General features: G+C 63.4%; 18 protein-coding genes. 9 read left to right on the forward strand and 9 right to left on the reverse strand.

Annotated features, from left to right (window positions below; translation table 11 throughout):
- Window positions 1-255, forward strand: a 255-nt coding sequence (locus JaAD80_RS30905) for a hypothetical protein (RefSeq protein ID WP_180979572.1), incomplete at its 5' end; no start/stop codon positions are given.
- Window positions 252-1,175, forward strand: a complete 924-nt coding sequence (locus JaAD80_RS24470) for a diguanylate cyclase domain-containing protein (protein ID WP_102298425.1) — start codon at window positions 252-254, stop codon at window positions 1,173-1,175. The genes JaAD80_RS30905 and JaAD80_RS24470, both read left to right, overlap by 4 nt.
- A gap of 327 nt (window positions 1,176-1,502) precedes the next feature.
- On the opposite strand, the gene JaAD80_RS24475 is transcribed toward JaAD80_RS24470, so the two are convergent.
- From JaAD80_RS24475 to JaAD80_RS24500, 6 genes are all read right to left on the reverse strand, one after another.
- Window positions 1,503-1,958 carry a MaoC family dehydratase gene (locus JaAD80_RS24475; RefSeq protein WP_102298426.1) on the reverse strand — a complete coding sequence of 152 codons (456 nt, stop codon included), beginning with the start codon at window positions 1,956-1,958 and terminating at the stop codon, window positions 1,503-1,505.
- On the reverse strand, window positions 1,951-2,439 hold the full coding sequence (locus JaAD80_RS24480; RefSeq protein ID WP_102298427.1) for a MaoC family dehydratase: 489 nt from the start codon (window positions 2,437-2,439) through the stop codon (window positions 1,951-1,953). The genes JaAD80_RS24475 and JaAD80_RS24480 overlap by 8 nt, the downstream gene beginning before the upstream one ends.
- Window positions 2,436-3,581 carry an acyl-CoA dehydrogenase family protein gene (locus JaAD80_RS24485; protein ID WP_102298429.1) on the reverse strand — a complete coding sequence of 382 codons (1,146 nt, stop codon included), beginning with the start codon at window positions 3,579-3,581 and terminating at the stop codon, window positions 2,436-2,438. Before JaAD80_RS24485 ends, JaAD80_RS24480 begins: the two co-directional genes overlap by 4 nt.
- A gap of 16 nt (window positions 3,582-3,597) precedes the next feature.
- Window positions 3,598-4,788 carry an acyl-CoA dehydrogenase family protein gene (locus JaAD80_RS24490; RefSeq protein WP_102298431.1) on the reverse strand — a complete coding sequence of 397 codons (1,191 nt, stop codon included), beginning with the start codon at window positions 4,786-4,788 and terminating at the stop codon, window positions 3,598-3,600.
- 179 nt (window positions 4,789-4,967) lie between these two features.
- The gene (locus JaAD80_RS24495) at window positions 4,968-5,318 is read right to left on the reverse strand and encodes a VOC family protein (protein WP_102298432.1); all 351 of its coding nucleotides are present in this window, start codon (window positions 5,316-5,318) and stop codon (window positions 4,968-4,970) included.
- A gap of 82 nt (window positions 5,319-5,400) precedes the next feature.
- Window positions 5,401-6,015 (reverse strand): TetR/AcrR family transcriptional regulator, encoded by a 615-nt coding sequence (locus tag JaAD80_RS24500; protein WP_102298434.1) that lies wholly within the window; start codon window positions 6,013-6,015, stop codon window positions 5,401-5,403.
- 155 nt (window positions 6,016-6,170) lie between these two features.
- Between JaAD80_RS24500 and JaAD80_RS24505 the strand changes: the two genes are divergently transcribed.
- The gene (locus tag JaAD80_RS24505; RefSeq protein WP_102298435.1) at window positions 6,171-7,379 is read left to right on the forward strand and encodes an MFS transporter; all 1,209 of its coding nucleotides are present in this window, start codon (window positions 6,171-6,173) and stop codon (window positions 7,377-7,379) included.
- Window positions 7,380-7,391: 12 nt separating this feature from the next.
- Here the strand turns inward: JaAD80_RS24505 and JaAD80_RS24510 are convergent, their stop codons facing one another.
- The 3 genes from JaAD80_RS24510 to JaAD80_RS24520 form a co-directional block, all read right to left on the reverse strand.
- Complete coding sequence (locus JaAD80_RS24510; RefSeq protein WP_102298437.1) at window positions 7,392-8,981, reverse strand: aspartate:alanine exchanger family transporter; 1,590 nt, start codon at window positions 8,979-8,981, stop codon at window positions 7,392-7,394.
- Window positions 8,982-9,220: 239 nt separating this feature from the next.
- Window positions 9,221-9,718: a hypothetical protein gene (locus tag JaAD80_RS24515; RefSeq protein ID WP_102298439.1), complete on the reverse strand. Its 498-nt coding sequence runs from the start codon at window positions 9,716-9,718 to the stop codon at window positions 9,221-9,223.
- Between the two features lie 283 nt (window positions 9,719-10,001).
- On the reverse strand, window positions 10,002-11,036 hold the full coding sequence (locus tag JaAD80_RS24520; RefSeq protein ID WP_102298441.1) for a LacI family DNA-binding transcriptional regulator: 1,035 nt from the start codon (window positions 11,034-11,036) through the stop codon (window positions 10,002-10,004).
- Between the two features lie 408 nt (window positions 11,037-11,444).
- On the opposite strand from JaAD80_RS24520, the gene araD reads away from it, so the two are divergent.
- From araD to JaAD80_RS24550, 6 genes are all read left to right on the forward strand, one after another.
- Window positions 11,445-13,112 (forward strand): L-arabinonate dehydratase, encoded by a 1,668-nt coding sequence (gene araD, locus JaAD80_RS24525; protein WP_374755273.1) that lies wholly within the window; start codon window positions 11,445-11,447, stop codon window positions 13,110-13,112.
- A gap of 42 nt (window positions 13,113-13,154) precedes the next feature.
- The gene (locus JaAD80_RS24530; protein ID WP_102298444.1) at window positions 13,155-13,967 is read left to right on the forward strand and encodes an HpcH/HpaI aldolase/citrate lyase family protein; all 813 of its coding nucleotides are present in this window, start codon (window positions 13,155-13,157) and stop codon (window positions 13,965-13,967) included.
- Between the two features lie 75 nt (window positions 13,968-14,042).
- A complete protein-coding gene (locus tag JaAD80_RS24535) occupies window positions 14,043-15,146 on the forward strand; it encodes an ABC transporter ATP-binding protein (RefSeq protein ID WP_102298446.1) in 1,104 nt (367 codons plus the stop codon).
- A 47-nt stretch (window positions 15,147-15,193) separates the two neighbouring features.
- Window positions 15,194-16,444: an ABC transporter substrate-binding protein gene (locus JaAD80_RS24540; protein WP_102298448.1), complete on the forward strand. Its 1,251-nt coding sequence runs from the start codon at window positions 15,194-15,196 to the stop codon at window positions 16,442-16,444.
- A gap of 105 nt (window positions 16,445-16,549) precedes the next feature.
- Entirely contained in the window at window positions 16,550-17,464 is a 915-nt protein-coding gene (locus tag JaAD80_RS24545) for a carbohydrate ABC transporter permease (RefSeq protein ID WP_102298450.1), read from the forward strand.
- Window positions 17,461-18,291, forward strand: coding sequence for a carbohydrate ABC transporter permease (locus tag JaAD80_RS24550; RefSeq protein WP_102298452.1), 831 nt, complete (start codon window positions 17,461-17,463; stop codon window positions 18,289-18,291). The genes JaAD80_RS24545 and JaAD80_RS24550 overlap by 4 nt, the downstream gene beginning before the upstream one ends.
- Window positions 18,292-18,408 lie beyond the last annotated feature (117 nt).

The raw sequence follows: 18,408 nt of genomic DNA on the forward strand, positions 1-18,408 counted from the left end.
CTGCCGCGCAGCCACGCGGCGCCGGCCGCGCCCGGCACGCAGGCGGTCGACTTGCGCGCCGGCCTGACCCAGCTGCTGGTATTGATCCGCAATAACAACCTCAAGGCGCTGGCCCAGTTCCACGCCCTGCATCCCGCAATTGAACAGTCAGACCGCGAAGCTGCTCTGGCGATGGCAAACGCGATCGAGACGTTGAATTTTTCCGATGCGGAAAGACTCGTGCTCGATCAGCTGAAACGAGAGGAAAACAAGTGAGCTGGACCAACCTTGCCATGAACGGGCGCATCCTCATCGTCGATGACGCCATGGAAAATATCCAGATACTGCACCAGCTGCTGCGCGAGGAGCACGACGTGCTGTTCGCCCTGAGCGGCGAAAAGGCGCTGGAGATCGCGCACAATCAACTGCCGGACCTGATCCTGCTCGATGCCGTCATGCCAGGCATGGATGGCTACGCCGTATGCAATGCGCTGCGCGAATCGGCAGTTCTGAGCGCCATTCCCGTGATTTTCGTCACGGCCCTGAACCAGCCCGAGGACGAGACGCGGGCGCTGGAAGCGGGCGCCGTCGACTTCATCACCAAGCCGTTCAACGCGGCCGTGGTGCGCGCCCGCGTGCGCAGCCAGCTGACCATCAAGCGCCAGGCCGACGCCATGCGCGAACTGTCGCTGACCGATTCACTCACGGGCGTGGCCAACCGGCGCAGCTTCAACGACACCATGGAAAGCGAATGGCGGCGCTGCGCCCGCGATGGCGTGGCCATGGCTGTCATCATGGCCGACATCGACCACTTCAAGGATTACAACGATACGTATGGCCACCAGGCAGGCGACCTGTGCCTGCAGCAGGTGAGCGCCGCCATGCGCCGCTGCGCCGTGCGCCCGCCCGACCTGCTGGCGCGCTACGGCGGCGAGGAATTCATCGTGCTGTTGCCGCAGGAAACGCGCGACGGCGCCGAGGTGGTGGCCCAGCGCATCCTCGACGAAGTGCGCGCGCTGCACATCCCGCACGCCAGATCGAGCGTCGGACCGTACGTCACCGTCAGCCTGGGCATGGCCAGCGTGATGCCCACGGAAGGCATGGACGCCAGCACCCTGATCCGCGCCGCCGACGCGCTGCTGTACCGCGCCAAGCATACGGGGCGCGATAAATATTGCGCGTCGGAGGGGGAGTGAGGGGGCAGGCTATCGGCTCTTTGCGGGCGGGGCGTTGGACCGCTTGCCACCGGAGGGCTGCCCCGTCGTACTGGGCCAGCCGCCCGCATTGCCCGGGCCAGTACCTCTGCCCGTAGCACCACTGCCCTTGACGCCCTTGCCGGCGCCGCTCTTTCCGCTGCTTGCGTTGTTAGACATCATCAACTCCTTCGCCGGAAAACCGCCGGCGCGCCACCAGCGTACACCTGACGCATGCGCAAAGGCGCACAACTGCCTGCAGGCCGCAGCACAGTGCGCAACCTGTCGGCTTACGCCCTGCGGGCTAAGCCGACCTACTCAATCCGCCGCTTACGGATAACACCGCATCAAAAACTCCGCTACGCACACGGGTTTCGGGTCGCCTTCGCGCTCCATGGTGACGGCCCAGTTCACTTGCGCGCCTTCCGGCAAGTCGTCCACGGACAGGATGTCGAGGCGCGCGCGCAGGCGGCTGCCGACAGGCACGGGCGCGGGGAAACGCACCTTGTTCAGGCCATAGTTGATGGCCATGCGGATGCCGGCCATGTGCAGGGCGCCGGCCAACATGGCCGGCAGCAGCGATAAGGTCAGGAAACCGTGCGCCACGGTGCAGCCATACGGCGACTCGCGCGCGCAGCGCTGCGCGTCGATGTGGATCCACTGATGGTCGTCGGTGGCGTCGGCAAACGTATCGATGCGTTGCTGGGTGATGGTGAGCCAGTCGGAGACGGCCACGTGTTGCCCCGCCAGGGCCTGGAAACCGGCGATGCCGGCGATATCACGCATGCTGCTCTCCGGCAGGACGGCGGCCGAACATGCCCATGCCCTCCACTGTAGTGACGACTTCGCCGTGCTGGTTGCGCACGCTCCACACGGAAATGACGATGCCGCGGTCCGGCTTGCTGCTGGACGGACGCACTTCCTTGACCTGGTAAGTGAGCTGCAAGGTGTCGCCCGCGCGCACGGGTTTGAGCCAGCGGATGCTGTCCAGGCCGGGCGAACCCATGCTGGATGAATGCTTGAGCAAGTTATCCACCACCAGGCGCATCATCATGCCGCAGGTATGCCAGCCGCTGGCGATGACGCCCTTGAAAATGGTCTTTTCAGCGGCCGCATGGTCAACGTGGAACGGTTGCGGGTCGAAATCCGTGGCGAAGGCGATGATTTCCGCCTCCGTCACGTGGCGCTGGCCCAGGTCGATTTCCAGGCCCTGCGTAAAGTCTTCAAAATACCAGTGTTTTGGTTTAACTTCAGTCAATACGGTCATGCGGTCTCCGTCGGCAAGAAGCCCGGCTGGGCGATAAAGCGCTCGATATGGTGTTCCACGTCGCCCAGGGTCAGGGCGATCATCGAGAGGCGCTTGAAATGGTGGGCGGCGGGCAATTCATCGGTCACGCCCATGCCGCCATGCAATTGCACGGCTTGCTGGCCGACAAAGGTGGCGGCCAGTCCCACTCTTGCCTTGGCGGCGGAGACCGTGCGGCGCCGCTCCGCCGCATCCTCGCTGTCGGCCTTGGCGGCGGCCAGCATGGCCATCGAGCGCGCTTGCTCCAGGTGAATGAACATGTCGGCCATGCGGTGCTGCAAGGCCTGGAACTTGCCGATCGGCGCGCCGAACTGCTGGCGCGTTTTCAGGTAGTCGAGGGTGGCGGCGAAGATGGCATCCATGGCGCCCACGGCTTCCGCGCACAGCAAGGCGGCGCCATAATCGACGGCCGCGTCCAGCAGGGGCCAGCCCTGCCCCGCTTGGCCAATCAGCGCATCATGCCCCAGCACCACTTGCACGAGGGTCACGCTGGCGGCGCGCTGGCCGTCGATGGTACGGTAGTCGCGCACGCTAACGCCGGGCGCGTCGCTGGGCACGAGGAACAGCGAAATGCCATCCGTATCGCTCTGGCCGCCGCCGCTGCGGGCCGAGACGATCAGCGCGCCCGCCTGCGCGCCGTGGATGACGACGGTTTTCTCGCCGTCCAGCACGAAGCCGTCGCCACTGGCGGTAGCGGTCGTGGCGATGTCGTGCATGTCGTGGCGCGACTGGCGTTCACCGAGTGCGCAGGCCAGCTTCAGGCTGCCGCTGGCCACCTGTTCCAGCACGCTGTCGTGGCCGCCGGCCAGGCTCAGGAAGCGCGCGCCCAGCACGGTGGCCAGGTAGGGTTCCACCACCAGGCCACGGCCCAGTTCCTGCATCACCAGCAGCATGTCCACGGCCGTGCCGTCGAAGCCGCCCGCGCCGGCAGGCAGCGGCAAGGCCGTCATGCCCAGCTCGGCCAGGGTGGCCCAGGCCACATCGGACGTGCCCGTGGCCGAATGGATGATCTTTTGCCGCGTTTCAAAGCGGTAATCCTTGTCGACCCAGCGCCTGAGCGCGTCGGCGAATTGCTGCTGTTCCTGATTAAAATGGAAGTCCATGTCGTCTCCTTCTGGCTTACAGGCCCAGGATCATCTGCGTGATGATGTTTTTCTGGATTTCATTCGAGCCGCCATAGATCGATGTCTTGCGGTAATTGAAGTAATACGCGGCCAGCGGCGCGGCCAGGTCGTCGCCACCGGCGCTGTGCGGCGCGCCGCCATCGAGGAAGTCGGGATCAAACGGCAAGGCTTGCGGGCCGATGGCTTCCACCATCAGTTCCGTCAGCTGCTGCTGCAGCTCCGAGCCGCGCACTTTCAGCATCGACGCCTGCGGCCCAGGCCCCTTGCCTTCTTCGCTGATGACGCGCAAGACCGTCATTTCCAGCGCCATCAATTCGATTTCCAGATGCGCCACTTTCGCAGCAAAGGCGGAATCGTGCAGCAGCGGCGCACCGCGCTTGGCTTTTTGCATGGCCAGCTGTTTGAGGAAAGTCAGTTCGCGCTTGGAGCGGCCGACGGCGGCGATGCCCGTGCGTTCGTGCCCCAGCAGATATTTGGCGTAGGTCCAACCCTTGTTTTCCTGGCCCACCAGATTGCTGACGGGCACGCGCACATTGTCGAAGAAGACTTCGTTCACTTCATGCTCTTCATCGAGCATGATGATGGGACGCACGGTGATGCCCGGCGTTTTCATGTCGATCAGCAAGAAACTGATGCCCTCCTGCTTGCGCACCGTGCTATCGGTGCGCACCAGGCAAAAGATCATGTCCGCGTGCTGGCCGAGGGTGGTCCAGGTTTTCTGGCCGTTGACCACGTAATGGTCGCCATCGCGCTCGGCCGTGGTCTTCAGCGAGGCCAGGTCGGAACCGGCGCCCGGCTCCGAATATCCCTGGCACCACCAGTCGTCGCAGTTCAGGATGCGCGGCAAGTAGTATGCTTTTTGTTCGGCGTTGGCGAAGGCCATGATGACGGGCGCCACCATATTGACGCCGAATGGCAGGATGGGCGGCGTGGCGGCGCGCGCGCACTCGTCTTCCCATATGTGGCGCTGCACGGACGTCCAGCCCGTGCCGCCATATTCCACAGGCCAGGCCGGCGCGGCCCAGCCCTGCTTTGCCACAATCTTGTGCCAGCGCACGTAATCATCGCGGTTCAGGCGCAGATGCTGGCGCACCTTGCGCTGCAAGTCTGCCGGCAGATGGCTGTCGAGAAAGGCCCGCACGGAGTCGCGAAAAGCGTTCTCCTCGGCCGTGTACTGTAAATCCATGTCTGTCTCCCCTGTTCTTATGAGTTGCCGTGATGCCTGCACGCAAGGAAGCTCAGCGCACAAAAAAGCACGACCGTTCTCAAGGATTGTACAACAGAATGGGAGTGGCGCCAGCGGTTTTACAAAGGCTGGCGCGCAAGGGAAGTCGGTGCAATCGGCTGGCTGGCGTAGCACCGCGTCTATGTGTGCGACAGGATATTGATGAGCTTGCCGAACGGGTCGCGCACGAAAAACCGCCGGACACCCCAAGGTTCATCGGCAGGGCCATATTCAATGGGAAACCCTGCGCTGGACATGCGTTCCAATGCGGCATCCACGTCATCGACTTCAATGGAAAGGTCGGGCACGGCAGTGTTCGAGCCGCCTTGCGTCGCAAAGCTCACTTGAACGCTCATCTCGGCTTGCGAACCATACGTCATGATCCAGCCGTGGTCCATCACCAGGCTCAGCCCCAGCACGTCCTCGTAAAACTTCCGCGCCAGGCCAGGATCCGACGCCGGGAAATTTGCAACGATACGCGTGACTTGCATAGTTTCCTCCGTGTCAGTATAAGCTTCTATCGCCATTTCCCACTCTGCTCAATATCGTCATCCACGTCTCCAGGCATTTCCGCTACTGGCGAGATGAGCACTTTTCGCAACTACCTTTAAGCAACAGCCCCCGTAGCAGCAATTCCAATGCAGCGGTTCCTTTTATCAAGCGCGCATTGCCTTCGTCGCCGTCGGCGATCCAGAATGCCGCTTCCGCCAGACTGCCGTAGATCAGCGAAGCCAGTGCCTGTGGGCAAGCGTCGGCCACGATGCCCTGTTGAATCAGTTCCTGGATCAGCCCTTGCATCGACTCGAGGCAATGGCGCTGCGAGTCCGGTGAGGCGCCACCCAGGACCGCCCTCGCATCGCGCAAGACGATGCGCTGAATTTCCGGTTCCAGGGCCATCTCCAGATAGGCACGGCAGCGGCTGCGAAAGCCTTCCCACAGGTCTGCGGCGCTGTCGGAGATGGCTTGCAGGCGGCCATCCATTTCCGCGTCGATCTGTTCCACCACCGCCAGCAGCAAGCCCTTCTTGTCGCCGAAATGATGGTACAGGGCACCCCGCGTCAGCCCTGCCTGGGCGGTAAGGTCGTCCATGGACGTGTCGGCATAACCGCGCTCGCTGAACACTTTGCGGGCCGTGGCCAGCAACGATGCGCGGGTTTCTTCCATTTCGGCACGGGTACGGCGAACCATTGCTTTCTCCTCACATACGTAGCGTATGATTATTTACATGCAGTGCGTATGAATATATACTATTCATACGCGATGTATGTATTATCGCTGCGACGTGTCTCTATTGCAAGAAGAGCACACACCGTTTCACGCATCATCAATGAAGGATATGAACCATGAGTACGTCTCCCTGCGCTGCCGCAGAAACTTCTGGCCGCCACCCGTGGCTGGCGGTCGCCGCTGTCGGCATGGCCACCTTTTCCGTCGTGACGACGGAAATGCTGCCGGTCGGCCTGTTGACGCCGATTGCCAACACCCTGGACACCTCCACGGGAACGGCCGGCCTGATGATCTCGCTGCCAGCACTATTAGCGGCCATGTTCGCGCCGCTGGTCGTGGTCGCATCGGGCAGCCTGGACCGGCGCAAGATACTCTGTGGTTTGCTGACACTCCTCGTGATCGCGAACATTGCCTCGGCCCTGGCGCGAAACATGGCGTGGATGCTGGCGGCGCGTATTCTCGTCGGTTTCTGCATGGGTGGCATCTGGGCCATCGCCGGCGGCCTCGCTTCCCGGCTGGTTCCTGCCCGCTCGGTTGGCCTGGCAACGTCGGTCATCTTCGGCGGCGTGGCGGCCGCTTCCGTGCTGGGCGTGCCGCTAGACGCACAAATCGGCGACCTCGCAGGATGGCGCTGGGCTTTCGGCGTCATGGCGCTGTTCAGCGGCCTGGTACTGGCGCTGCACCTGGCCGTCATTCCCGCCCTGCCCGCTGCCGCTGCGGCGACCTTGCGCCAATTCGGCAAGCAGCTGCGCAACAGGCAGTTGCAAGCGGGGCTGCTTCTGACCCTGTTGCTGGTAACCAGCCATTTCATGGCCTTTACCTTCGTGCGCCCGCTACTGCTGTCCATGTCGGGATTTGATACGCAATGGCTGGGCGCACTGCTGTTTGCCTATGGCTTCGCTGGCATCATTGGAAACTTCCTGGCCGGTGTCATGGCCGTGCGGCGCACGGCGACTACCATCATCGCCATCTCGGGCGGCCTGCTGCTCACGCCGCTGCTGTTCCTGGCCGTCGGCGACTCGGGCATCGGCGGCGGCATGGTGTTGCTGGCCTGGGGACTGGCCTACGGCGGCGTATCGGTCGGCCTGATGACCCTGATGATGAAGGCGGCGCCCGGCGCCGTGGAGATCGTCGCCGCGCTGTATGTGGGCGTCTTCAATATCGGCATTGCGCTCGGCGCGTGGACCGGCGGCCAGGCCGTGGACAGGCTGGGCCTCTCGGCCAACCTGTGGCTTGCCGCAGGATGCGCTGCGGCCGCCTTGCTGCTGTCGTTTGGCATCCGCTTTATGGAAGCCAACAAGCAGCCTGGCGCTGCAAAAGATTGACGCTGGCTGCCATCAGCCATACAAGTGCAGCAGCACCTGCACGGCAACGATCTTGACGATGGTCATGCTGGGGAAAATCATGGCGTAGCCCAGGTTCGGACGGTCCGACTTGGCCAGGCGATTGGCGAACACCAGCACGGCGGGGTTGCCCGTGGCGCCGGCCGCGATGCCCAGCAATTCGGGGAATGGCAGGCGCAGGAAGACCTTGCCCAGGATCACCACGAGGGCCACCACCACCAGCACCGTCACGGCGCCCAGCGCCAGCATGGGCAAGCCATCGGCGCCGACCTGCTGCACGAACGGCAAGCCGGACGCCATGCCGACCGAGGCAAGGAAGATCGTCAAGCCATAGTTGCGCATGACCAGGTTGGCCGACAGCGGCAGGCGCCAGCTGACCTTGCCTATTCTGCCCAGACGTCCGAGGATCAGCGCCATCACCAGCGGCCCGCCAGCCAGGCCCAGGCTGAACGAGCCTATCCACGGCAAGGGGATCGGCACCAGGCCCAGCAGCACGCCCAATACCATGCCCATGCCCAGCGAGACATAGCTGAACTCGGCCGTGGCCGTGATGGAGTTGCCGAACAGTTTGCGCACGTCGGCCGCGTGTTTCGCCGGCGCAATGGCCATCACCCGGTCGCCAAACTCCAGCGTCAGATAGGGGTGCGGCAAGATCATGGCATCGCCACGGCGGATAAACGCAATTTGCAGGGGAAAGTCTTTCGACAGGTTCAGCTCGCCCAGCGGCACGCCGACGATTTCCGCGTCGGACACAAACACTTCGTTGCCGTCGAAATCGCTGCGGTCCTTCATCAGGCGGCCCGGGTCCAGGTGGCCCAGCGCCGTGCGCGCCGCTTCCACGCCTTCGACCGTGCCCGAGACCATCACGGCGTCGCCCACGCCGATCACCATGGACGGATCGGGCAAGCGGTTCTGGTGGCCCTGTCGCACGCCAATGACTTGCACACCGGCCAGCGGGCCATCGGCCAGCTCGGACAAGGTAGCGCCCGCCAGCCGGGCTTCGTCGATGGTGATTTCCGACACGATGATCGGTGCAGGCGGCGGCGCCAGCACGGGCTTCAAGATGCGTCCGGCCAGGTACAGGCCCAGCATGGGCCCGACGACGCCGAACGGATACGCGACGGCATAGCCGACGGCTGCGTCGCGGTTGCCATGCGATGCTTCCAGCGCCGCCTGCAGGGCGGCCGTGCTGGTCATGGCGCCGGCAAACACGCCGCTGGCCATGCGCAGCGATATATCGATCCACTGCCCGCCCCAGATGGATACGGCCAGGCCGCCCATCACGGCAACGAAAGCGATCAGGTTGTGTTTCTGCCCCGCGCCGCGCAAGCCGGCGAAAAACTGCACGCCATACTGCACGCCGATGCCATACAGGAACAGCAGCAAGCCGATGGAGCCGACCATGGGCGGCGGCACGGAGCCGGGCGCGAACGCCCCCAGCGCCAGCCCGGCAAACAGCACGCCGCCCACGCCCAGCGAAAAACCGAAAACGCTGACGCGCCCCAGCGCATAGCCGGCGCCGATGACAAGGAACAGGGCCAGGATCGGCGACGACTCCAGGGTATGGCGGAAGAGTTCTAGCATCGGTGCAACCTTATTCTGGGGAAAGCGCAGTTTAGCATGCACAAAAGCAACACGAAGGCGAGCTTGGCAAGCAAGCGTGCGCGATATTGCGTCACAAAAAACGGGCAAAAAAAAGCCCGCTGCGGGAGCGGGCTGAATCTATTTCCTGTGAGGAAGTAGAGGAGACAGGTGCATGATGCCGCATCGCAGCATCGCTATCCAATTGTATGTTGTGATGATAGAAATACGTTTCATCAATATCACGTCAGGGCCGTGCCAAAAATGATGAGTTTTCGATGCGCTCTTTGCTCGCGCGTCACCAGCACACGGGCTTGCTCTACGGTTACGCAAGTCTGCGGCGCAAAGCCCGCTGGCACTTTCTCCGCATCCCGCCCGATGCGTTGCGGATCGTTGAGTACGTCATAGTCTGCACGCTTGAAAAACAGTTGCTCGATACCGGCCTCTCCCGCTGGCAGCGGCCTGACGACGATGAGCGACCAGTCCTCGCCTCCTAGAAATTGCTTTTTCTTCAGGAAGGCGTTGACCCTGCCCGCAAGTGGCGCCGAGCCGGCCAGCGCACTTTGATACAGGGACAGCGGACACAGCATCGTGCCGGCCGGCCAGCCCATATCGGGCAGCGCAGTGACGGTGTCGGGGCGCAACTGGGCCAAGTGGCGATCAAACGCGTGCTTTTCCGCCGAACAGGCACCGAGCGCCATCAGCACAAGCATGCGGGCGGCGCGCAACAAAGGCATCATGAGCTTGTCTCCTTTTCAAGGGCAGGAATAAGTCAGGCCATCTTAGGCCATGAAGCTGTGCAAGCAGGCACAATACCGCAACGGCAAGGTGGCCATGACCGGAGCCGCACTGTCGCCGCTAAAATTGGGCAAAAAAAAGCCCGCTGCGGGAGCGGGCTGAATCTAATTCCTGTGAGGAAGTAGAGGAGACAGATGCATGATGCCGCATCGCAGCATCGCTATCCAATTGTATGTTGTGATGATAGAAATATGATTCATCAATATCTGCGGCAGGCTCGGCATCTCAAGCGCTGGCACGCGCGATCAGCTCGTAGGCCAGCGGCGCCAAGGCAGGTGGCGCGGCGCCCTCGTCCACTTCGCCCAGGCGCTGCAGGATGGCTTGCGCGGCCAGGCGGCCGATGTCAAAGCGCGGCACGCGGATCGTCGTCAGTGCCGGCATGAGCTTTTCCGAGAATGGGAAGTCGCCGAAGCCCGCCACCGCGCACTGCTCGGGGATGCGGATGCCGAGCTGAGCCGCTGCATAGATGGCGCCGGCAGCCATGTTGTCGTTGGCAAAAAACAGGGCGTCGGGACGCTCGGCACGCGCCATTTGCTCGCTGAACACTTGCCCGCCCGCATCGAGCGGCGCCGTTACCGACGCTTGCACGATTTCCGCACGCAAACCCAGCTGCCGCATGGTTTCCTCGTAGCCCTGGGCCCGCTTGCGGGCGCGGAAATCGCTGCCGATGCCGCTGTCCACATACACAATGCGCCGGTAGCCTTGCCCGTGCAGATACAAGGTCATGTCGCGCCCCGTAGCGATATGCGAAAAGCCGATCTGCGGATATGGCCGCTCGGGGCGGATATCCCACGTTTCGATGACGGGAATCTGCAAGCCTGCCAGCAAGGTTTCCGTGGCGGCGCTGTGGTCGGCACCCGTCAGCACCAGCGCGCGCGGCGACCAGCCGAGAAAGGCGCGCACCACCTTCTCTTCCGTCTCGATCGAGTAATCGTGGGTGGCCAGCAGCAACTGGTAATTGTGCTGCGACAAGGTGGTGGACAAGCCCTGGATGGTTTCCGCGAAGATGGAGTTCGACACGCTGGGCACGATGGCGCCCACGATGCGGCCCTGGGTCGAAGCCAGACCACCGGCCGCCTCGTTGCGGATGTAGCCGAGCTGGTCGATGGCGCGCTTGATACGGTCGCGCGTTTCCTGCGACACGCGGTCCGGTTCCTTGAAATAGCGCGACACGGAAATGGCCGAGGTCTGTGCCAATTTGGCCACATCGAACACGGTGCTGCGGCCAAGGCCACGCCGCTTGCGTACTGGGTCGTTCATGGGTACTGCCTTCTCAAAAATCGATGATTACCATGCATCATGCCATGGCCGGTCGCACAGGGGATGCCAAAGTGGCGCCGGTGCGCCGCAGTTCGCCGCACAGGGTGCCGGTTGTGCCACAGAAATTTCACAGTGGAAATTAGCACCAATGAAATCATGCCGATAGTGTAACGGTTGCGCGCCTGCACCCTGCATTAAATCTGTTGACAGCCCCGTGCGATTCAAATTATATTTCGCTGTACTTGCAATGTTAGCGCTAACAAAGGCAGCAGGCAAGACCCGAGACAGCAGCACTGGAACGCCATACGCAGCGTGCCAGGCACATGAAAAGGACACACATTGAGCTCCGCTACCTCCCGCCGCACGCTGGAATCCCTGCGCAGCCAGCGCTGGCTGGCCCCAGACGACATGCGCTCGTTCGCCCACCGCCAGCGTCTGCAGCAGATGGGCTTGCGCCGTGAGGAATTCCTCGAGCGCCCCGTCATCGCCATCATCAATACCTGGAGCGACCTGTCGCCGTGCCACTCGCACCTGCGCGAACGGGCCGAAGCCGTCAAACGCGGCATCCTGCTGGCCGGCGGCTTCCCCGTCGAGCTGCCGGCCATGTCGCTGGGCGAAGTGATGGTCAAGCCTACCACCATGATCTACCGCAACTTCCTCGCCATGGAAACGGAAGAACTGCTGCGCTCCCTGCCCATCGACGGCGCCGTGCTGCTGGGCGGCTGCGACAAGACCACGCCCGGCATGCTGATGGGCGCCATCAGCATGGATATCCCCGCCATCTTCTGCCCTGCCGGCCCCATGCTCAACGACCGCTACCGTGGCCAGAGCGTGGGCGCGGGCACGCATACCAAGAAATTCTGGGACGATTACGTGGCCGGCGACATCGCCAAGCCCGAGTGGATCAAGCTGGAAGCGAAGATGACGCGCTCGCCCGGCACCTGCAACACCATGGGCACGGCATCGACCATGACGTCCATCGTCGAAGCCATGGGCTTTACCTTGCCGGGCGCCACCAGCATACCCGCCATGGACGCCAACCACGTGCGCATGGCATCGCAGTGCGGCGAGCGCATCGTGGGCATGGTGTGGGAAGACTTGAAGCCATCGCGCTTCTTCACCCGCGCTTCGCTGTCGAACGGCGTGGCCGCTTATATGGCGCTCGGTGGCTCGACCAATGCGGCCATCCACCTGACGGCCATTGCCGGGCGCGCCGGCATGGCCCTGTCGCTCGATGAAATGGATGCGATGGCGCAAAAAGTACCGGTCATCGCCAACCTCTTCCCTTCCGGCGACAAGCTGATGGAAGATTTCTTCTATGCCGGCGGCATGCCGGCCCTGCTCAAGGAAATCGCGCCGCAGCTGGACTTGACGGCCTTGACGGTCACGGGCCGCAGCCTGGGAGAGAACATCGCCGACGCCGTCTGCCTGGACGACAGCGTCATCCGCAAGGTGTCGCAGCCGGTGGCCGACGGCGCCGCGCTGGCCGTGCTGCGCGGCAACCTGTGCCCTGGCGGCGCCGTCATCAAGCCGTCGGCCGCGAATCCGAAATTTGCCAAGCATCGCGGACGCGCCCTGGTGTTCGACTCGAACGCGGAAATGCTGGCGCACATCCATGCGCCCGAGCTGGACATCGATGAAAACACGGTGCTGATCCTGCGCAACGGCGGCCCCATCGGCGCGCCCGGCATGCCGGAATGGGGCAATCTGCCCGTGCCGAAAAAGCTGCTGCAGCAAGGCATCCGCGACATGGTGCGCATCTCCGACGCGCGCATGAGCGGCACCCACTACGGCACCTGCGTGCTGCACGTGACGCCGGAAGCGGCCGTGGGCGGCCCGCTGGCCCTGGTGCGCAACGGCGACATGATCGAACTCGACATTGCCGCGCGCAGCCTGAACATGGATGTGCCGGACGAGGAACTGGCGCGCCGCCGCGCCGAGTGGCAGGCGCCGGCGCAGAAATATGCGCGCGGCTACACCAAGCTGTACATGGAGCACGTAACGCAGGCCGACCAGGGCTGCGACCTGGACTTCTTGCTGGGCAACGCCGCCACGCCCGAGCCGCCGATTTTCTGACGCCGCCGCCTTCCCTACATATATAGAGAGCACAAAGTAAATATGGATATCCTGGACAACCGCTTCCGCGCCCTGCTGGCGGACAAAGCAGTACCGCTGGGCAGCTGGCTGATGGCCGGCACGCCCGTAACGGCCGAAGCCATGGGCTGCGCCGGCTTCGACTGGCTGGTGCTGGACATGGAACACGTGCCCATCGACTACCAGGACGCCTACCAGATCCTGCAGGCGCTGGGCGGCACGCCGGCCTGCCCCGTCGTGCGCCTGGCCTGGAACGACCTGGTGCAAATCAAGCGCGCGCTCGACATCGGCGCGCAAACCCTGATGTTCCCGTTCGTGGAAAACGCCACCGAAGCGCGCAGCGCCGTGGCCGCCACCCGCTATCCGCAGCCGGGCCAGGCCATTCCCGGCACGCGCGGTTTTGCCGCCATGCACCGCGCCAGCCGCTATGGCACCGTGCCCGACTACGCCACGCGCGCCAACGGCGCCGTCTTCTCGATTATTCAGCTGGAAACGCCGGCCGCCCTGGCGCAGCTGGAAGAAATCGCCGCCGTCGAGGGCGTCGACGCCCTGTTCGTCGGGCCCGGCGACCTGTCTGCTGCGATGGGCCATATCGGCAATATCGGCCATCCCGACGTGCAGGCGGCGATTGCCGACGCGGCCCGCCGCGCGCGCGCCATCGGCAAACCCATCGGCATTGTCGGCCCTTCGCCGGAAATGGTGCACACTTTCATCCATTACGGCTATGACTATGTAGCCATCGCCTCGGACATGGGCATGATGATGCGCCAGGCCAACGCTTTTATCACGGCACTGAAACCATCGCTGGCGAAAGCCCTCGACACAGGCGCCTACTAATCATTCAGTTGCAACGCACCGTTGCAACGCACATAGCGCGCTCAGACGCGTCATTCGCATCTTTTGGAGACAAGCATGTCAGGTGTAAAACTGGAAAAGGTCGTCAAGAAGTACGACAACGGCGTCGAAGTCATTCATGGCATCGACCTGGAAATCAAGCAAGGCGAATTCGTCGTCTTCGTGGGCCCTTCGGGCTGCGGCAAGTCCACCCTCATGCGCATGGTCGCGGGGCTCGAGTCCATCACGGGCGGCACCATCTCCATCGAGGGACAGGTCGTCAACGACTTGCCGCCGCGCGAGCGCGACATCGCCATGGTCTTCCAGGACTATGCGCTGTATCCGCACAAGTCCGTGTTCGACAACCTGGGCTTTGGCTTGAAGCTGCGCAAGTTCCCGAAGGCGGAAATCGAACAGCGCGTGCGTGCCGCCGCCACCATCCTGAAAATCGACCACTTGCTCGACCGCAAGCCGCGCGCCCTGTCCGGCGGTCAGCGCCAGCGCGTGGCCATGGGCCGCGCCATCGTGCGCCAGGCCAAGCTGTTCCTGTTCGACGAACCGCTGTCGAACCTGGACGCCCTGCTGCGCTCGGAAATGCGCACGGAAATCAAGAAGCTGCACCAGCGCATCGGCGCCACCACCATTTACGTCACGCATGACCAGGTCGAAGCAATGACCCTGGCCGAGCGCATCGTCGTGCTGTCGGGTGGCAATATCATGCAAGTTGGCACGCCGGACCAGATCTACAACGAACCCGTGTCGAAATTCGTCGCCGGCTTCACCGGTTCGCCGCCGATGAACTTCCTTGGCGCCAAGGTGGCGCGCAACGGCGCCGGCCAGGCCGAGATTGTCCTGGGCCAAGCCCGCCTGGCCCTGCCGCCAGCACGCCAGGCCGCGTGCGGCAAGCTCGACGGCCGCGCCGTGGAATTCGGCATCCGCCCGGAAGACATCACCCTGGAAGCGGCAGGCAGCGCCAGCGCCGCCCTGGCCGCGACGGTCGTGGTGGTCGAGCCGCTGGGCGCGGAAACCCTGGTCATCTTCCAGTGCGAAGGCGGCGAGCTGACAGCGCGCCTGCCGCCCACCTTCGCCCTGGCGCCAGGGCAGCAAGTGACGGTGCAGCTGGACATGGAGAAATTCCATCTGTTCGATCCGCAAGGGGGCGCGGTTCTGCCCTCCCGATAAGCCGCGCACCAGCGACATACCCATTCCAAAAACAGGAGACAAGCATCATGCGTATCAAATCCCTCGTCCTGGCGCTCGGCGCCACCTTCGTCCTTGCCACCAGCGTTCATGCGCAAACCGTCAAGGTCTTCGTCGGCGGCCAGGAACGCCCCGAAGTCATGCGCGAGCTGTTCGCCAAGTTCATGGCGGCCAATCCCGGCGTCAAGATCGACCTGGAAACGGGCGGCGCCACGTCGGAACTGCAGCAGAAATACCTGAACACCGTGCTGTCGGCCGGCGACTCGACCCTGGACGTGTTCCTGATCGACATCATCCGCCCTGCGCAATATGCCTCGGCTGGCTGGATCGAAAGCCTGGACAAATACCTGGGCGCCGACCGCGACAAGATCATGGGCCAGTACCTGCCCGCCTACAAGCAGGCGAATATGGTCGACAACAAGGTCGTGGCCCTGCCCGCCTTTGCCGACGCCATGTTCCTCTACTACCGCAAGGACTTGCTGGCCAAGTACAAGCTGGCGCCGCCGAAAACCTGGGATGAGCTGGCCACCGTGGCGCGCACCATCCAGGCCGGCGAAAAGAATCCGGAATTGCAAGGCATCAGCTTCCAGGGCAAGGCCATCGAAGGCGCCGTCTGCACCTTTTTGCTGCCGTACTGGAGCCAGGGCGGCGAGCTGATCACCAACGGCAAGCTGAGCCTGGACAAGCCCAAGGCTGAAGCGGGCCTGGCCATGTGGCGCAAGCTGGTCGACCAGGGCGTGGCGAAGAAAAACATCGCCGAAGTGGCCACCGACGATACGCGCAAGGAATTCCAGGCCGGCAACGTCTTGTTCGCCGTCAACTGGGGCTATGCCTGGAACCACTTCCAGGATGGCGCCGACAGCAGCGTGAAGGACAAAGTCGGCGTGGTCAGCCTGCCGGCCATGGCGGGCGGCAAGCCGGCCTCGTGCATTGGCGGCTGGCAGTGGGCCGTATCTTCGTACTCGAAGAACAAGGAAGCATCGGCCAAGCTGGTGCGCTGGCTGTCGAGCCCGGAAGTGTCGAAGCAGCTGGCCATCAAGGCCTCGAACCTGCCCGTCTACCCGTCCGTCTACCAGGACAAGGAAGTGCTGGCCGCCAATGGCTGGTTCGCCGATGCGCTGCCGGTGGTGCAAAGCGCCCGCTCGCGCCCCGTCACGCCGCGCTACAGCGAAGTGTCGGAAGCCGTGCGCGTGAATACGAATGCCGTGATGGCGGGCGTGAAAACGCCGGCGGCCGGCGTGGCCGAGATCGAAAACCGGGTCAAGCGCATCCTGCGCTAAATGACAGGGCGGATGGCATGCCGTCCGCCTGAATCGCGCCCAGCCGCCAGCAAGAGCGGCGGCCATGGATGCACCAGTACCCGCATAGCAAGAGACGAGGAAATCATGAGGCAACGCACCCTGAAAAGCCGCATCACGGACCCCAGCGAATCCACGCTGGCCTGGGTCCTGCTGACGCCGGCGATTCTGTTTTTACTGCTGATCGTGGCCTACCCGGTCAGCAAACTGATCTACAACAGCTTTTTCGACATCCGCCTGTCCGGCGGCGGCCTGCCCAGTTTCGTGGGCCTGGACAACTACAAAATGGCGCTGGAAGACAGCCTGTTCTGGAAGTCCTTGAAAAACACCATCATCATCACCGTCGTCACCGTACCGGGCGCGCTGGTGGCGGGCCTGGGCCTGGCCATGCTGGCCAACATGCCGTTCAAATACCGCTGGCCCGTGCGCCTGGCGCTGCTGCTGCCGTGGGCTTTGCCGCTGGCCTTCGTCGGCCTGATCTTCGCCTGGTTCTTCCACAGCGAATACGGCCTGGTGAACGACATCATCCGCCGCATCGACCTGCTGATCCCCGGCCTGGGCTGGGAACCGCAGATCTGGTTCAATTCGCCCGCGCTGACGATGGCCGCCATCTGCATCACGACCATCTGGAAAACCTCGTCGTTCATGGCCCTGATCTTGCTGGCCGGCCTGCAAACCATCCCCGCCTCGCTGTATGAAGCGGCCGAGGTGGACGGCGCCAGCAAGTGGAAGCAATTTACGGAAGTGACCCTGCCGCTGCTGGTGCCATCGATGCTGGTGGCGCTGATCTTCCGCACCCTGACGGCCATCCAGTCCTTCGATATTCCGTACAACATGCCCGGCCCTGGCGATGAAACCAAGACCCTGGCCATGTACATCCAGTCCAATACCGTGGACTACCTGGACGTGGGCTACGGCTCGACCCTGGCGGTCTTCATGTTCCTGCTGTCGATGGCCACCACGTTCGTATACCTGAAATATGTAAGAGGAGACAAAGAATGAGCGGCCTGTTTTCATCGAAGCGCCTGCGCTGGTTCGCCGCCGCGATCGTCATCCTCAACGGCGTCTTCCCCGCCCTGTGGATTCTTTTCACCTCGCTGAAGACCGAGGGCGAACTGACGCAAAAGCCGATCACCTACTGGCCGCACGAACCGACCATCGGCAATTTCATCTCGGCCTTCCAGGACCAGCCGCTGCTGACGTTCCTGACCAACAGCCTGATCGTGGCCGGCCTGTCGACCCTGCTAAGCCTCTTCATCAGCGCGCTGGCCGCGTATGCGATCGCCCGTCTGCGCCTGCGCTTCCGCGGCCTGATCCTCACCGCCATCATCGGCGTATCGATGTTCCCGCTGGTGACCTTGATGGTGCCGCTGTTCGAGATCATGCGCAGCCTGGGCTTGCTGAACTCCTACTGGGCGCTGGTGCTGCCGTACACGGTGCTGAACCTGCCGATCTGCACCCTGATGATGGTGAGTTTTTTCCAGGATATCCCGCGCGATATCGAGAACGCGGCCATGCTTGACGGCTGCACCCGCATCAGCGCCCTGTGGCGCATCGTGCTGCCGCTGGCCGCGCCTGGCGTGGCGACGGCCGCCATCCTGGCGTTCGTCAATTCCTGGGACGAGTTCCTGCTGGCGCTGTCGATGAATTCGGCCGTGGCTTACCGCACCCTGCCCGTCGGCATCCAGCTGTACCAGGGCGAGTTCGCCTTCCCGTGGCCGATCATTTCCGCGGCGCTGGTGGTGGCCATCGTGCCGATCGTCGTGCTGATCGTGATCTTCCAGGAAAAGGTCGTCAGCGGCCTGACCTCCGGCGGCTTGAAAGGCTGAGGCTGAAAATGAAGCAGCAGTCTCCCTTCACCCTGGCGCACGGCGACTGCCGCGCCGACGTCCATCCGGCCACGGGTGGCGCGCTGGCAGCTTTCCGCTGGCGCGGGCGCGACATCC

It is taken from the genome of Janthinobacterium sp. AD80 (genome assembly GCF_002878455.1).
Taxonomy (GTDB): Bacteria; Pseudomonadota; Gammaproteobacteria; order Burkholderiales; family Burkholderiaceae_D; genus Janthinobacterium.

Coding starts and splice junctions, on each gene's coding strand:
- JaAD80_RS24545 (WP_102298450.1), top strand. CDS start 16,550: ATGAGGCAACGCACCCTGAAAAGCCGCATCACGGACCCCAGCGAATCC.
- JaAD80_RS24490 (WP_102298431.1), bottom strand. CDS start 4,788: ATGGATTTACAGTACACGGCCGAGGAGAACGCTTTTCGCGACTCCGTG.
- JaAD80_RS24480 (WP_102298427.1), bottom strand. CDS start 2,439: ATGACCGTATTGACTGAAGTTAAACCAAAACACTGGTATTTTGAAGAC.
- JaAD80_RS24540 (WP_102298448.1), top strand. CDS start 15,194: ATGCGTATCAAATCCCTCGTCCTGGCGCTCGGCGCCACCTTCGTCCTT.
- JaAD80_RS24510 (WP_102298437.1), bottom strand. CDS start 8,981: ATGCTAGAACTCTTCCGCCATACCCTGGAGTCGTCGCCGATCCTGGCC.
- JaAD80_RS24475 (WP_102298426.1), bottom strand. CDS start 1,958: ATGCGTGATATCGCCGGCATCGCCGGTTTCCAGGCCCTGGCGGGGCAA.
- JaAD80_RS24550 (WP_102298452.1), top strand. CDS start 17,461: ATGAGCGGCCTGTTTTCATCGAAGCGCCTGCGCTGGTTCGCCGCCGCG.
- JaAD80_RS24515 (WP_102298439.1), bottom strand. CDS start 9,718: ATGATGCCTTTGTTGCGCGCCGCCCGCATGCTTGTGCTGATGGCGCTC.
- JaAD80_RS24535 (WP_102298446.1), top strand. CDS start 14,043: ATGTCAGGTGTAAAACTGGAAAAGGTCGTCAAGAAGTACGACAACGGC.
- JaAD80_RS24485 (WP_102298429.1), bottom strand. CDS start 3,581: ATGGACTTCCATTTTAATCAGGAACAGCAGCAATTCGCCGACGCGCTC.
- JaAD80_RS24530 (WP_102298444.1), top strand. CDS start 13,155: ATGGATATCCTGGACAACCGCTTCCGCGCCCTGCTGGCGGACAAAGCA.
- JaAD80_RS24505 (WP_102298435.1), top strand. CDS start 6,171: ATGAGTACGTCTCCCTGCGCTGCCGCAGAAACTTCTGGCCGCCACCCG.
- araD (WP_374755273.1), top strand. CDS start 11,445: ATGCGCTCGTTCGCCCACCGCCAGCGTCTGCAGCAGATGGGCTTGCGC.
- JaAD80_RS24520 (WP_102298441.1), bottom strand. CDS start 11,036: ATGAACGACCCAGTACGCAAGCGGCGTGGCCTTGGCCGCAGCACCGTG.
- JaAD80_RS24495 (WP_102298432.1), bottom strand. CDS start 5,318: ATGCAAGTCACGCGTATCGTTGCAAATTTCCCGGCGTCGGATCCTGGC.
- JaAD80_RS24500 (WP_102298434.1), bottom strand. CDS start 6,015: ATGGTTCGCCGTACCCGTGCCGAAATGGAAGAAACCCGCGCATCGTTG.